General features: G+C 68.9%; 13 protein-coding genes. 6 read left to right on the top strand and 7 right to left on the bottom strand.

All coding sequences use genetic code 11. From position 1 onward, the window contains the following. Window positions 1-17 precede the first annotated feature (17 nt). The 5 genes from AB3M83_RS08560 to AB3M83_RS08540 all read left to right on the top strand — a co-directional run bounded on the left by AB3M83_RS08560 (window position 18) and on the right by AB3M83_RS08540 (window position 5,348). Window positions 18-1,694 carry a DUF885 domain-containing protein gene (locus AB3M83_RS08560; RefSeq protein ID WP_412947039.1) on the top strand — a complete coding sequence of 559 codons (1,677 nt, stop codon included), beginning with the start codon at window positions 18-20 and terminating at the stop codon, window positions 1,692-1,694. Between the two features lie 81 nt (window positions 1,695-1,775). Then, window positions 1,776-2,807 (top strand): LLM class flavin-dependent oxidoreductase, encoded by a 1,032-nt coding sequence (locus tag AB3M83_RS08555; RefSeq protein ID WP_412947037.1) that lies wholly within the window; start codon window positions 1,776-1,778, stop codon window positions 2,805-2,807. Window positions 2,808-2,850: 43 nt separating this feature from the next. Then, entirely contained in the window at window positions 2,851-4,209 is a 1,359-nt protein-coding gene (locus AB3M83_RS08550; RefSeq protein ID WP_412947034.1) for an MFS transporter, read from the top strand. 33 nt (window positions 4,210-4,242) lie between these two features. Beyond that, window positions 4,243-5,001, top strand: a complete 759-nt coding sequence (locus AB3M83_RS08545; RefSeq protein WP_412947031.1) for an SGNH/GDSL hydrolase family protein — start codon at window positions 4,243-4,245, stop codon at window positions 4,999-5,001. A gap of 89 nt (window positions 5,002-5,090) precedes the next feature. Further along, complete coding sequence (locus AB3M83_RS08540) at window positions 5,091-5,348, top strand: DUF6458 family protein (RefSeq protein WP_412947028.1); 258 nt, start codon at window positions 5,091-5,093, stop codon at window positions 5,346-5,348. 50 nt (window positions 5,349-5,398) lie between these two features. Here AB3M83_RS08540 and AB3M83_RS08535 read toward each other — a convergent pair whose 3' ends face one another. After that, a complete protein-coding gene (locus AB3M83_RS08535; protein WP_412947025.1) occupies window positions 5,399-6,736 on the bottom strand; it encodes an MFS transporter in 1,338 nt (445 codons plus the stop codon). A 118-nt stretch (window positions 6,737-6,854) separates the two neighbouring features. Between AB3M83_RS08535 and AB3M83_RS08530 the strand changes: the two genes are divergently transcribed. Then, a complete protein-coding gene (locus AB3M83_RS08530; RefSeq protein WP_412947022.1) occupies window positions 6,855-7,154 on the top strand; it encodes a DUF427 domain-containing protein in 300 nt (99 codons plus the stop codon). A gap of 73 nt (window positions 7,155-7,227) precedes the next feature. Here AB3M83_RS08530 and AB3M83_RS08525 read toward each other — a convergent pair whose 3' ends face one another. From AB3M83_RS08525 to AB3M83_RS08500, 6 genes are all read right to left on the bottom strand, one after another. Next, window positions 7,228-8,058 carry an alpha/beta hydrolase gene (locus AB3M83_RS08525; protein WP_412947019.1) on the bottom strand — a complete coding sequence of 277 codons (831 nt, stop codon included), beginning with the start codon at window positions 8,056-8,058 and terminating at the stop codon, window positions 7,228-7,230. Between the two features lie 73 nt (window positions 8,059-8,131). Further along, the gene (locus AB3M83_RS08520) at window positions 8,132-8,965 is read right to left on the bottom strand and encodes an alpha/beta hydrolase (protein ID WP_412947016.1); all 834 of its coding nucleotides are present in this window, start codon (window positions 8,963-8,965) and stop codon (window positions 8,132-8,134) included. Window positions 8,966-9,003: 38 nt separating this feature from the next. After that, the gene (locus AB3M83_RS08515) at window positions 9,004-9,831 is read right to left on the bottom strand and encodes an alpha/beta fold hydrolase (protein WP_412947013.1); all 828 of its coding nucleotides are present in this window, start codon (window positions 9,829-9,831) and stop codon (window positions 9,004-9,006) included. Window positions 9,832-9,926: 95 nt separating this feature from the next. After that, window positions 9,927-12,650: a LuxR C-terminal-related transcriptional regulator gene (locus AB3M83_RS08510; RefSeq protein WP_412947859.1), complete on the bottom strand. Its 2,724-nt coding sequence runs from the start codon at window positions 12,648-12,650 to the stop codon at window positions 9,927-9,929. A 135-nt stretch (window positions 12,651-12,785) separates the two neighbouring features. Next, window positions 12,786-13,046, bottom strand: coding sequence for a helix-turn-helix domain-containing protein (locus AB3M83_RS08505; RefSeq protein WP_412947010.1), 261 nt, complete (start codon window positions 13,044-13,046; stop codon window positions 12,786-12,788). Further along, a complete protein-coding gene (locus AB3M83_RS08500) occupies window positions 13,046-13,510 on the bottom strand; it encodes a DUF2975 domain-containing protein (protein ID WP_412947007.1) in 465 nt (154 codons plus the stop codon). Before AB3M83_RS08500 ends, AB3M83_RS08505 begins: the two co-directional genes overlap by 1 nt. Between the last annotated feature and the right edge of the window lie 54 nt (window positions 13,511-13,564).

Here is a 13,564-nt window from a genome sequence, read left to right as displayed (position 1 = left end):
CGCTCTACGCTCGAAGCATGACCGACGCACAACGCACTCCCACGCAGATCGACACGATCGCCGACGCCTGGGTCGACACGCTGGCCGAGCTCTCGCCGAGCCTCGCCACGTACATCGGCCGCTTCGAGCACAACGGCCGGCTCGACGACCTCTCGCCCGCGGGCCACGACCGGTCGGCCCAAGCGGCCGCCGCGACGCTCCGCGCGCTGGAGGCGGCCGAGGTCGTCGACGAGGTCGACGAAGTGACGAAGGCGGACCTCTCCGCCGAGCTCGCCCTCGAGGTCGAGCTGCACGCGGCGAAGTCGCATCTGCGGGACGTCAACGTCATCGCTTCGCCGGCTCAGGACGTCCGGAGCGTCTTCGACCTCATGCCCACGGACACCGTCGAGGACTGGTCGGTCATCGCGACGCGCCTCGGTGCGATCCCCGCCGCCCTCGCCGGGTACGTCGAGACGCTGCGACAGGGCATCGCCGAGGGTGTCGTCCCGGCCCGGCGGCAGGTGACGGAGGTCGTCACCCAGATCGCGCGGTACACGGCCGATGACGGCTTTTTCGCCACCTTCGCGGGCGACGCCGCCCCCGCGGACGGCGAGCTGCCGGCGTCTCTGGCCCGCGATCTGCAGGGCAACGCCGGTGCGGCGCGGGCCGCCTACGATCAGCTCGCCGGCTTCCTCGCCCAGGAGCTCGCCCCCGTGGCAGGAGAGGCGGATGCCGTGGGCCGCGAGCTGTACGCGCTGCACTCGCGGCGCTTCCTGGGCGCGACGATCGACCTGGATGAGACCTACGACTGGGGTGTCGAGGAGCTCGCCCGGATGGTCGCCGAGCAGGAGTCGATCGCGGATGAGATCCTCCCCGGCGCGACCGTCGAGGAGGCGATCGCCTTCCTGGAGCAGGACGAATCGCGCAAGCTCCGCGGCACCGAGGCGCTGCAGCGGTGGATGCAGGAGACGAGCGACCGCGCCGTCGCCGAGCTCGGCAGGACGCATTTCGACATCCCCGAGCCGATGCGCCGGCTCGAGTGCATGATCGCCCCCACCAACGAAGGCGGGATCTACTACACCGGGCCCACCGACGACTTCAGCCGCCCGGGACGCATGTGGTGGTCGGTCCCGGAGGGCGTGGATTCCTTCGACACCTGGCGCGAGCTGACGACCGTCTATCACGAGGGCGTTCCCGGGCATCATCTGCAGATCGCCCAGGCCGTCTACAACAGGGGCGAGCTCAACTCGTGGCGGCGGCTGCTGGCCGGCTCGAGCGGCCACGCGGAGGGCTGGGCCCTCTACGCGGAGCGGCTCATGGAGCAGCTCGGCTATCTCGACGACCCCGCGGACCGGCTCGGAATGCTCGACGGACAGCGCATGCGCGCCGCGCGGGTCGTCCTCGACATCGGCGTGCACCTCGGCAAGCCGCGGCCGGACGGCACCGGTGTGTGGGACGCGGACTACGCACTCGAGTTCATGCGGCGGAACGTCAACATGTCCGACGAGTTCGTCCAGTTCGAGGTCAACCGCTACCTCGGCTGGCCCGGGCAGGCGCCCTCCTACAAGGTCGGTCAGCGCATCTGGGAGCAGATCCGCGACGACGCGCAGCAGCGCGGAGGTCCGGGATTCGACATCAAGCAGTTCCACATGAAGGCGCTCCGTCTCGGCGGCGTCGGGCTGGACACGCTGCGGATGGCGCTCGCGACGGCGTGAGCGGGCCATCGGCCCGGAGGCGCACGGAATAGTGTGCGCCTCCGGGCCGTTTGCATTCCCAGGAATACAAAGGAGGCGGCCATGGCGGCTGTGCGATTCGGTCTCGACACGTTCGGCGACATCACCCTCGGCCCAGACGGGCAGCGCGTCAGTGACGCCCAGACGATCCGTGACGTCGTCGAGCAGGCGGCTCTCGCCGACGAGGTGGGTGTGGACGCCATCGGTGTGGGCGAGCACCACCGGCGCGACTTCGCCATCTCGAGCCCGGAGATCGTCCTCGCGGCGATCGCATCCCGCACGACGCGGATATCGCTGGGCACCGCAGTGACCGTCCTCTCCAGCGACGACCCCGTCCGCCTGTACGAACGATTCGCGACACTCGACGCGGTCTCCGGCGGTCGAGCGGAGGTCATCCTCGGCCGCGGCTCCTTCATCGAGTCGTTCCCGCTGTTCGGCTTCGACCTGCACGACTACGAGGTGCTGTTCGAGGAGAAGCTCGACCTGTTCGCGCAGCTGCGCACCGAGCGCCCGGTCACGTGGCAGGGGACGACGCGCGCCGCGCTCGACGGCGCCGACGTCTTCCCGAAGACGGAGAACGGCCTCCGTGCGTGGGTGGGCGTCGGGGGGTCGCCGGAGTCGGTCGTCCGAACGGCGCGTCACGGCTACGGCATGATGCTCGCCATCATCGGCGGGGGTGCCGCCCGCTTCCGCCCGTATGTCGACCTCTTCCATCGCTCGGTGTCGGAGTTCGGGCACGACGCGCTCCCCGTCGGCACCCATTCGCCCGGCCACATCGCCGACACCGACGATCAGGCGCAGGCGGAGGCCTACCCGGGACTCGAGGCCCTCAACAACACGATCGGGCGGGAGCGAGGCTGGCCGCCCTACAGCCGACTGCGTTTCCAGCAGGAGCTCGGCGCCGACGGCGCCCTCTACGTCGGGTCTCCGGCGACCGTCGCGCGGAAGATCGCGACGACGGTGAAGACACTCGGCCTGTCCCGCTTCGACCTCAAGTACGCGAACGGAACGCTCGGCCACGACCAGATGATGCGCTCGATCGAGCTGTACGGCACGCAGGTGATCCCGATGGTGCGCGACCTCCTGGGCGAGTGACACCTGTGCGCGCGGCGTGCCTGGACTCTCGTACGATTCGAGGATGACCGACACGACGACGGAATCCGTCGCAGGCCGACTCGATCGTCTCCCGTTCACCCGGGCGCACCTGCGGGTGCTGACCGGCTCCGGCGCCGGATGGGCCCTGGACGCCATGGACGTGGGCCTCATCTCGTTCGTGATCACGGCGCTCGTGGCCGAGTGGAACCTCACCGGGGACGAGGCGTCCTGGATCGCGTCGGCCGGGTTCCTCGGGATGGCGATCGGTGCGACGGTCGGCGGGCTGCTGGCCGATCGGATCGGGCGCCGCTCGGTGTTCGCGCTCACGCTGCTGGTCTACGGCGTTGCCACCGGGGCGAGCGCCCTCGCCGGCGGCCTGGTGGCGCTGATCCTGCTCCGCTTCGTCGTCGGGCTCGGTCTCGGTGCCGAACTCCCCGTCGCCAGCACCTATGTCAGTGAGTTCGCGCCCGCCCGCATCCGGGGTCGCGTCATCGTCATCCTCGAGGCGTTCTGGGCCGTGGGGTGGTCGGCCGCAGCGCTGATCGGCTTCCTCGTCATCCCGAACGTCGACGAGGGCTGGCGCTGGGCGCTGGCGCTCGGCGCGGTCCCGGCGGTCTACGCCCTCGTCGTGCGATGGGCGCTGCCGGAGTCGCCGCGCTGGCTCGCCGGCCGCGGGCGAGACGCCGAGGCGGAGCGGGTGGTCGCCGACCTCGAGGCGTCGCCGGTCCTGGTCGGCGCTCACACGCCGGTGAGCGCGCCCGCCGCGACATCCGTCCCGGTATCCGTCGGCCCCGCGGAGACGGTGGGGGACCGGCTGCGCGGCCTGTTCGCGCCGGCTCTGCGGGTCCCCACGACGGCGCTCTGGGTGATCTGGTTCTGCGTGAACTTCGCCTACTACGGCGCCTTCATCTGGATACCGACCCTGCTGTTCTCGCAGGGGTACGACCTCGTCAAGTCCTTCGGCTTCACCCTGATCATCACGGTCGCGCAGCTGCCCGGGTACGCCGTGGCGGCGTGGCTCATCGAGGTCTGGGGTCGCCGCCTGACGCTGTCGGTCTTCCTGGTCGGCTCGGCGATGTCCGCCCTCCTGTTCGGGCAGGCGTCGACGGAGGGGACGATCCTCGCCACCGGCATGGCCCTGTCGTTCTTCAACCTGGGTGCGTGGGGCGCGCTCTACGCCGTGACGCCCGAGATGTATCCGACCGCCCTGCGCGCCACCGGTGCGGGGTGGGCCGCCGGGATCGGGCGCGTCGCGTCGATCGTGGCGCCGCCGGCCGTGCCGCTGCTGCTCGGCCGCGGCGGCATCGGCCTCGTCTTCGTCGTGTTCGCCGGCTTCTTCGTGATCGCCGCCGGGACCGCCTGGGCGCTGGTGGACAGGCGGGGAGTCGCGCTGGAGGACTGACCCGTGCCGGCCGACCGCTCGTAAGCTGGGGGAGTGGAACAGGTTCGTTACGTCGCGATCGGAGACTCCTTCACCGAGGGCGTGGGGGACGAGACGCCGGACGGATCCGTCCGCGGGTGGGCCGACCTCGTCGCGCAGGGCTGGGCCGACTCCCGCGGGGAGCCGATCGGCTACGCCAACCTCGCGATCCGCGGCAAGCTCATCTGGCCCATCGTCGAGGAGCAGCTCGAACGTGCGCTCGCGCTCGCGCCGACCCACCTGTCGTTCAACGGCGGCGGCAATGACATGCTGCGACCGCGCACACCCATGTCCCGCGTCACCGACGCCTATTCAGAGGTGCTGCGCCGGTGCGACGAGGAGGGCGTCACGATGATCGTGCTCTCCGGAGCGAATCCGTCCGCGCAGCTGCCGCTGTCCCGCCTCATCCAGCGCCGCGGCGACGAGCTGTCCGCGTCCGTGGAGCGACGCATCGCCGGCCGGGACGACCTCGTGGTGGCACTCAACTGGCCCGACGCGGAGCTCGCCGATCCCTCGTTCTGGTCCGTCGACCGGCTGCACATGAACTCGCGCGGGCACCATCGTGTCGCCGCCCGCGTGCTGGCGGCGCTCGGCGAGCAGGTGCCCGAGGGCTGGTGGGCGCTGGAGGGGGTGGATGACACCGTCCGCCTCGACCGTGCGCGCTACTTCCGCGAGCACCTCGGGCCGTGGCTGAAACGGCGGCTGACCGGCACATCATCCGGAGACGACCGGGAACCGAAGTACGCGGACTGGATCCGGGTCACGCCTCGGTAGGCACATCGCGGCGGGCGGTGTCAAGAGTGCGCGTCGCAGGCCTGCATCCGACATCATCGGAGGACACAGCTCAGAAAGGGAGTGTTCTCATGAGCATCGGAACCGGAATCGTGCTGTTCGTGATCGGGGCCATCCTGGTCTTCGCCGTCAACGTGGAGGTCGACGCCGTCAACCTCGACATGATCGGCTACATCCTGATGGGCGCCGGCGCGCTCGTCTTCATCATCGGCATGGCACTCATGCTGAAGCGCCGGTCGACCCAGTCGACCGTCCGCACCGTCGACCCCGTCGCGGGGGAGCGGGTCACGCAGTCCGAGACCCGCGCCTCGGGCGACGGCACCGTCTGACGCCTCGATCGAGTGTGGCCCGGCCCTGTGGGGGCCGGGCCACACGCATGTCAGCGGCGGGGACGGCGCGGCGGATCCATCCCGATGTGCACGCGCGTCCGCCGTCGCTCGATCCCGATGAACACCATCCCGAGCAGCCAGAGCGGGACCTGCGCCAGGAAGGCGATGCGGAACGCCTCGAGCCGGTAGGTCTCGGGCGTACCCGCCCCCTGCAGGTCGAGCGCGACGCCGATCGCGAAGATGGCGAGGAGCGCGGCGAGGAAGCCGCCCGCATTCGTCAGACCGGTGGCGGTGCTGAGCCGCTGCGACGGATTGTGCGTGCGGGCGTGGTCGAAGGCGATCATGGATGCCGGCCCGCCGAAGGCCAGAGCCACCATGAGGGTGATCAGGAGCCACAGCGGCGCCGGTCCCGGCCAGAGGATCACGGCGAGCCATGCCACCAGCTGGACGGCGACGGACGGGAGCACGAGAGCCCGCGAGCGCAGGTGCGGCACACGACGGGACAGGTCGCCGAGGACCGGTCCGAGCGCCATGCCGGCGAAGACGTAGATGGTCATGATGCCGGTGGCCTCGGGAAGCGTGCGTCCCTCACCGGCGGTCAGGTACGGGACGCCCCACAGCAGGAAGAAGGCGGTGCCGGCGAACGGCGTGGCGAAGTGCGACCAGAACGCCAGGCGCGTCCCCGGATGCGCCCAGGCGGCACGGATGCCGACGCCGGTGTCGACGCTCGACGTGACGATGCGTATCGCTCCGGTGTCGGTGTCGACGCTGATGTCGCGGTCGACCTCGGGCGGGTGGTTGCGGATGAGGGCGAACACCAGCACGGCGAAGAGGACGCACAGGCCCGCGATGCTGCCGAAGGTGATCGTCCAGGTGGTGGCGTGCAGGAGAGCCGCGATCGGGACGACGGCGATGAGCTGACCCGCCTGACCGAGGATGCCCGTGAGCTGCACCATCACCGGCGCACGCTGTGCCGGGAACCAGGTGGCGACCAGGCGCAGCACCGCGGGGAAGACGGCGGCGTCACCGGCGCCGAGGAGCATCCGCGCGACGATCGCGACGCCGACACTGGGGGAGAGGGCCATGGTGAGCTGACCGACCGCCATCAGGATCATGCCGATCGTCATGATCGGGCGCGAGCCGTACCGGTCGAGGAGCACGCCGATGGGCAACTGCATGCCGCCGTACACGGCCAGCTGCACGACCGCGAACAGCGACAGCGTCGCGGCATCCGCCGAGAACCGGTCGGCGGCGTCGATGCCGACCGCCGACAGCGACGTTCGGTTCGTCACCGAGAGGATGTACGCGGCGACGCCCGTCGTCCAGATGACCCAGGCGCGCACGCCCGGTCCGCCGGCCGCGGCGGCACGGTAGGACAACGTGCTCATGGCGCCTGATCGAGGAAGCTGCGGAGCGGGGGAGGTGTCACCCGTCCACGCTACTCCGGCCCCGGCGTCGGGCCGCGGGCGTAGCCTGGGGGACAGCACTCGGATGAAGGAGTTCGACATGAAGGCAACGCTCGGCGACACGGTCATCGCGGAAGCCCCCGACGAGGACATCATCAGCATCGAGGGCAATTCATACTTCCCGCCCGGCTCCGTGAATCGGGACCTTTTCACCGAGAGCACGACGCCGTACACCTGCCCCTGGAAGGGCGAGTGCCAGTACTTCGACGTGGCGGCGGACGGTCAGACGGTCGAGGACGGCGCGTTCGCCTACCCCACCCCTTATCCCACGGCGATCACACGCGTCGGCAAGGACTTCTCGGGCTACGTCGCCTTCTGGAAGGGCATCTCCGTCTCCTGAGTCGGCGCAGAGGCGGCGTCCTTCCGGTGAGTGCCGGTCGACGGACTCGGTCGACCGGCACTCGTTCCGTGAACTACCTGGTCGCCTGCGTGATGAGCTTGATCACGCTCGATGGCTTGCTGAGCATGGGCACATGTGAGGTGTTGACCTCGACGGTGGTGGCGTTCGCGCGCTCAGCCATCACGCGCTCGGCCTCCGGCGGGATGATGCGGTCCTGCTTCGCGACGAGGTACCAGCTGGGGATCGTCTTCCAGGCAGGCTCTCCCGATGGGGACACCAGGGAGGCGTACGACCCGGGTCGCTGGGAGCCTGCCATCGTCTTGGCAAGTACCTTCGGCACGTCCTGGGCGAAGAGCCTGGGGAAATGCGCAGGGTCGATGTACGCGTCGGCGTCCCCTTCGGCGGCACCCGGGAAGGGACGAATGACGAGATGGTCGGTGACCTCGGTGTGGCCACCGCCCAGGGCGTTCGCGGCCGCGACCGATTCGCCTTCGTCGAGTGCGTAGGCGGCGATATAGACGAGCGACTTCACCTGCGTGTTTCCGGAAGCCGCGTTGGTGATCACAGCGCCCCCATACGAGTGGCCGACGAGCACGATCGGTCCGGTGATGGTGGTGAGGAAATCGCGCAGGTACTGGCTGTCGTACGCGACGCCGCGGAGTGGATTCGAGAACGCCAGCACCGGATACCCCGCGGCCTGGAGGGCAGGGGTCACGAGGTTCCACCCGCTGGAGTCGGCGAACGCGCCGTGCACGAGGACGACGGTGGGCTTGGGCTTGGGCTGTGCGGCGCGGGAGGGACCGGATCCGGCGACCGCTCCTGCGGAGCCCCCGAGCAGAGCCAAGGAGAATGCGAGCGCTGCGGCGGCGACGCCGAGCAGTCCTCGGCGGCGATGGTGGTTCATGGTGCTGTCCTTTCGTTGGGTGCGTGACGTGACGCGGGTACTTCCTGACATCGGCGCCCGTCATCGCGGCGCACTAGACGGGGGAGGGTTCGCTCAGCGGCTGAGCGTGGGCCACCGTCCAGTCGAGGGCGTAGTCGGCGACTTCCTCCCAGCCCGGCGCGGCGCAGGTCCAGTGGTCGCGTCCCTCGAACTCGTGATAATCGGTCTTTGCGGGCGACTTGCTCCAGTGTCTGGCGTTGGACGTGTTGACGGCGGGCGGCATGATGTGGTCTTCGCTTCCGCCGATGAACAGCAGGGGAGCGCGGTCGATGGAGTAGTCGACCCATGTCTCCTGATGCCCGGGCTGGTAGTTCGCCAGCAGGCCGTACGCCCAGACCCAGTTGCCCGGGGCGGGGATCGCATATCGCTCCCACGCCGCATCGGATTCGTCACGGGGCAGGGTGTTCGTGAAGGCGTAGTGCCACTCGTCCTTGGTGAAGCCCACGGCTTTGCGGTAGTTCGCGGGGTTCTTGAGCGCGGGGAAGAGGGACCGGGCTTGCGAGAGGGGTGTGACTCGGACCCCTTCTGTGGGGGCTGAGTCGATGGCGGCGCCGGCTGCGCCGAGCCCGCGGGCGAGGAGCATCTGGGTGAGGAGCCCCCCGAATGAGTGGCCCATGATGATCGGCGGTCTCGCGAGTCCCTGGATGACGGAGGTGAGGTGTGCCACAGTCTCCGGGACGGTGAGGTTCGCGATCACGCCGGGCTCTTCGCGGAGCGCTTCCACCTCGATCTCGAATCCGGGGTAGGCGGGAGTGAGGACGTTGTATCCCCGTGCTTCGTATCGCTGTTTCCAGCCCTCCCAGCTGCGTGGGGTCACCCACAGTCCGTGCACGAGGACGATGGTGTCGGGCTTTTCAAGGTTGGGCATGGCGTTACCTCTTCGTCGGGTGGGCTGGCTGGGCTGGATCAGGAGCTCAGAAAGGTGATGATGTCGGCGTGCAGTCGTTCCCTGTCGGTGTCGGGCAGGCCGTGGGCTCCGCCTTCGTAGACGATGAGGTGCCCGTTCGGTACGAGTTGGGCGGAGAGCTTGCCGCTGATCTCGAAGGGGACGATCTGGTCGTCGTCACCGTGGATGATGAGGACGGGAACATCGATCTTCGCCAGGTCGGGTCGGAAATCGGTCGCGCTGAACGCGGCGATGCACTCGTATGCGTTGCGCGTGCCAGAGGCGAGGCCTTGGAGCCAGAAAGCGTCGCGGGTGCCCTGCGGCACATCGCCCGTGCGGTTGTTCCCGAAGAAGGGCCCGTCTGCGAGGTCGCGGTAGAGCTGGGAGCGGTTGGCGGCTTCACCGGCGCGGATGCCGTCGAACGTCGCACGGGGGAGCCCGCCGGGGTTGTCCTCGGTCTGGACCATGAGTGGGGGCACGGCGGACACCAGAACGACTCGAACGACTCGCCCGGTGCCGTGGCGGCCGATGTAGCGTGCGATCTCGCCGCCCCCGGTCGAATGGCCGATCAGGGTCACCCCGGTGACGTCGAGTGCGTCGAGGAGGCATGCCAGGTCGTCCGCGTAGGTGTCCATCTCGTTGCCGTTCCACGTCTGTGTGGATTTTCCGTGACCGCGACGGTCGTGCGCGATGACGCGGTAGCCCTTGTCCGAGAGGAACCGCGCTGTGGCCTCCCAGGCGTCACTGTTGAGAGGCCAGCCGTGGCTGAGGAGGACGGGTTCGCCGTCGGTCGGCCCCCAGTCCTTGTAGAAGATGTCCGTACCGTCGTCGGTGGCAGCGAGAGGCATGGGGGCGCTCCTTCGTCGAGGGTGGCGTGCGATGACGCCAATCTGGTCCCCGGGGAGCGGAGCCGCACCACGTATCGTTCGTAGTCAGGAGGCGGCTATTCGCGGGCGCCGTCGCGCAGCTGGCGCCGGGATGTGACACCGAGCTTCCGGAACACCTTCCGGAGGTGGTAGTCGACGGTGTTCGGTGAGATGAAGAGGGCGACGGCGATCTCCTGGTTGCTCTTGCCTTCCTCGGCGAGGCTGGCGACGAGGGCCTCTTGCGGCGTCAGATCCGAAGGGCTCGTGGGCAGCGGGAGATGTTCCCCTGTCGCCGCGAACTCCCGTCGTGCTCGGTCGGCGAACGGGCTGGCACCGAGCGCATCGAAGGATCGCGCGGCAGTGGCGAGATGCTCTCGTGCCTCGCGTCGTCGTCGCTCCCGGCGCAGCCATTCGCCGAAGAGGAGGTGTGCTCGCGCCCTGTCTCCGGACGTGTGCTCCGACGACAACAGGCTGATTGCGGATCGGTAACGGTCTTCGGCCGCGTCACCGGCGGTGATGAGCGCGGCTGACCGGTCGGCGATTCCCCGAGCGAACGGCGTCGGATGCCGCTGGGCGATGCGCTCGAGGTGATCGACCGCTGCAATGGCTTCCTCGCGACGGCCGCTTCGGGCGGCGGCCTCTGCCAGTTCGGGCTGAGCCATTCCCTTCATGTGCTCGAACCTTGTGGTGAGTGTCGAATGAAGCGAGTCGTATGCCTCCTGATATCGACCGTCCGCAATCAGGCGTACCCCGATGCCGATCTTCGCGCTGACCCACGCACCGCCGAATCCCGCCTGAAGAGTGGCGTCGGCTGCGGCGTCCGCGTACTCCAGCGCTGCGCCCGTCAAGGCGAGATGGGCAGCATTCACAACGTGCTCAGCCGGATACCCGATGGCGCGTCGAAGTTCTCGGACGTTCTCCAAGGCGTGCCCGGCGGCGTTGATGTCGAGCAGGCGGACATGAAGGGTGGATGCGATCCACAGGGCTGAGTCGAGTGACTGGAGCGCGCCGGCGTGCTTGGCGACATCGATGAGGCGCTGGGCGAACCCCAACGCAGCCGGCGGATCCCAGAGCGCGGAGGACAACGCGACCAGGACCCCACCGAGGCGCACACGTTGTGCGTCTGAGGCGGTGTCGGCCACGGTGAGCGCGTTCCGCACGGCCCGTGCACCCTCGTCGTCCAGTCCCAGAAGGAAGCGGCCGATGCCGTTCGCGACCGCACCGAGAAGGTCGCTGCTCCCACTGACGGCGAGAAGCCGTCGCGCGAGGTCTGGCGCCGACAGTCCCTGCGTCGATATGTCGGTGGCGAGCATGTATCCGAACGCATCGATGAGCGCCAGTTGTTCTCGCTCTGCAGACACTGCACTCAGCGCTGCGCTGGCCTGAACGAATGTCGATGGGACATGAGGGATGCCTGCGGCATCCGCCACGAACAGGCTCAGCAGGGCTCGCGTCGACAGGAAGCGGCCACGCTGCTCGTCTGTCAGGTCGGCTTCGTTCAGAGTGCTCAGGATGTCCCGCGCCATCAGCGCTGCACCCGCGCTCACAGCGCTCTCACTGGCGGTGATGGCCCGGTCGACCCGGTCCTGACCGGGCGGGCTGAATTCGCTCGAGCGCAGCATCATCCCGGCCTTCGTCAGCAGGGCGCCGCGCATCCCCGCTGCATCGGCGAGCCGTTCGAGTCGGTCGGCGACCGTCCTGTTGGGGGGAGTTGCTGTCGCCGCGGCATGCAACGCCGCGGCAGGCTCGTACCCGCTGTCGCGCGACGCGGCCTCCAGAGCGTCATGTGCGGCTCGTCGGTCGCGTGCGGGGACGGCGTTGTAGATGGCAGCGCGGACGAGCTGATGCCGGAAGTTGACCCGGCCATCGAACCTCAGCAGACCGGTCAGCTCGATGTGGGTCGCGGCTTCTGCGGACAGACCCCGCAGCCTTGCGGCTCCCATCACGACTCCTGCGTCACCCGTCGTATCCGTTGCCGCGAGTAGGGCGAGCGTCCTCGAATCCTCGGGGAGCGCGCTGATCTCCTGCTGGTACAGGGACTGGAGCAGAGCGCCGGGCGGGAGCGGCTCGGACGACAGGACACGCAGCGCGAGCCGGTGATAGTCGGTGTGACGGGCGAGATCCGCGATGGCGAGGGGATGCCCCTCGAGCTGTGAAACGACACTCACTGCCACCTGAGGATCCAGATCCCCGGGGCTGAGGGCGCGCAACAGGTCCAGCGCCGCGTGCGTGTCGAGCCCGCCCAGCTGCATCATCGTGACACCGGAGAGGATCTCGATGGTCACGGCGTCCGGCCGACTGGCGAATACCAGCAGTGCGGATTCGGCGCGCAGCCGGCGAGCGACGAAGGCCAACACGCTCAACGACGCTTGGTCGACGAGATGAGCGTCATCGACCATCAAGAGGGTGACACCCGGGAGTGACCCGATCAACGAGAGGAGGCCCATCCCGACGTGGAACCGGTCGGGCGGAGCGCCGACGTCCCGACCCGTGGCCACGGCAAGAGCGTGCTGCTGCCTCGCGGGGATGCCGGCCAGGTGACCCTCCAGCTGGCGCAGAATGAGGTCTACGGCGGCGTAGGGCATTCCCGATTCGGACGAATAGCCGGCGATCCGGATCACGCGCGGCGCTTGAGAGGCGATTCGCACCATCAACTCGTCGAGCAGGACAGACTTGCCGATGCCGGCTTCGCCCTGCACGAGGATCGCGGCAGCGTGACGGTTTCGGGCGTAGCCGAGCGACGCGCTCAGGTCATGGAGCTCGCTGGCGCGACCGAAGGTGGTTGCGAATCCGGCGTTGATGCCCGAATGGTACAGCGATGGGGGCCGTCGTGCTTCACCCCATCGGGCCTCGGGGCTGCAGCGTCGATAGGGGGACGGCGCGGGCTTCGCGGCCGGGGCGAGCCGCGGTCGAGAGTCGACCTGACATAATGTGCATTATCGGATCTCGCCGGAGGCGGCCGGACGGCTGATCGCGGTCTCGCGGGAGCCGTCGCCGGGCTCCCAGCGCAGCAGGTCGGCGGGTTGACATTCCAGCGCCTCGCACAGCGCCTCGAGCGTCGTGAAGCGAACCGCTTTGGCGCGCCCGTTCTTCAGCACGGCGAGGTTCGCGGGTGTGATGCCGATGCGCTCGGCCAGCGCGCCGACCGACAGTTTGCGCTTGGCGAGCATGACGTCGATGTCCACGACGATCGGCATCACACCACCTCCGCGAGCTCGGCGCGCATGTCGGTCGCCTGGCGCAACAGCGATTTCATGACGACGACGACGAGCGCCACACCACCCGTGACCAGCGCGGCGCCGTAGATGAGGCCGACGACGCCGGGTGCCGCCTCGCCGGGCACCAGCAGGCTGGCGAGCGCCGCCGTCAGAGCCGCGGCGACCAGGATGGCCGCGATGACGACGTCCACGACACGGAACGCCTTCGCGCTGAAGACGGCGCCGTCGGAGACCAGTGTCAGCAGGCGCCAGACGCACACCGCGACGACCTGGAGACAGCCGATCCACAGGACGAAGATCGCCAGGAGCGCGATCCGGAACCCGAGCGGGATCATGATCAGGTCGAACCAGAGCGCCGTCCCGATGAACGTCTGCACGAAGAGCGATCCCGCGAGCGACACCGCCAGAACGACGCGCAGGATGACGATGCTCGCATGAGCCATGGAGGACTGCCTCTCGATCGATTCCTATCGAAAAACGATAGCTGATGTTCCGTG

The organism is Microbacterium pasadenense (genome assembly GCF_047246565.1).
Classification (GTDB): domain Bacteria; phylum Actinomycetota; class Actinomycetes; order Actinomycetales; family Microbacteriaceae; genus Microbacterium.
Note: the sequence above shows the minus strand (reverse complement) of the source record. Positions and strands in the feature narration are given on the sequence as shown.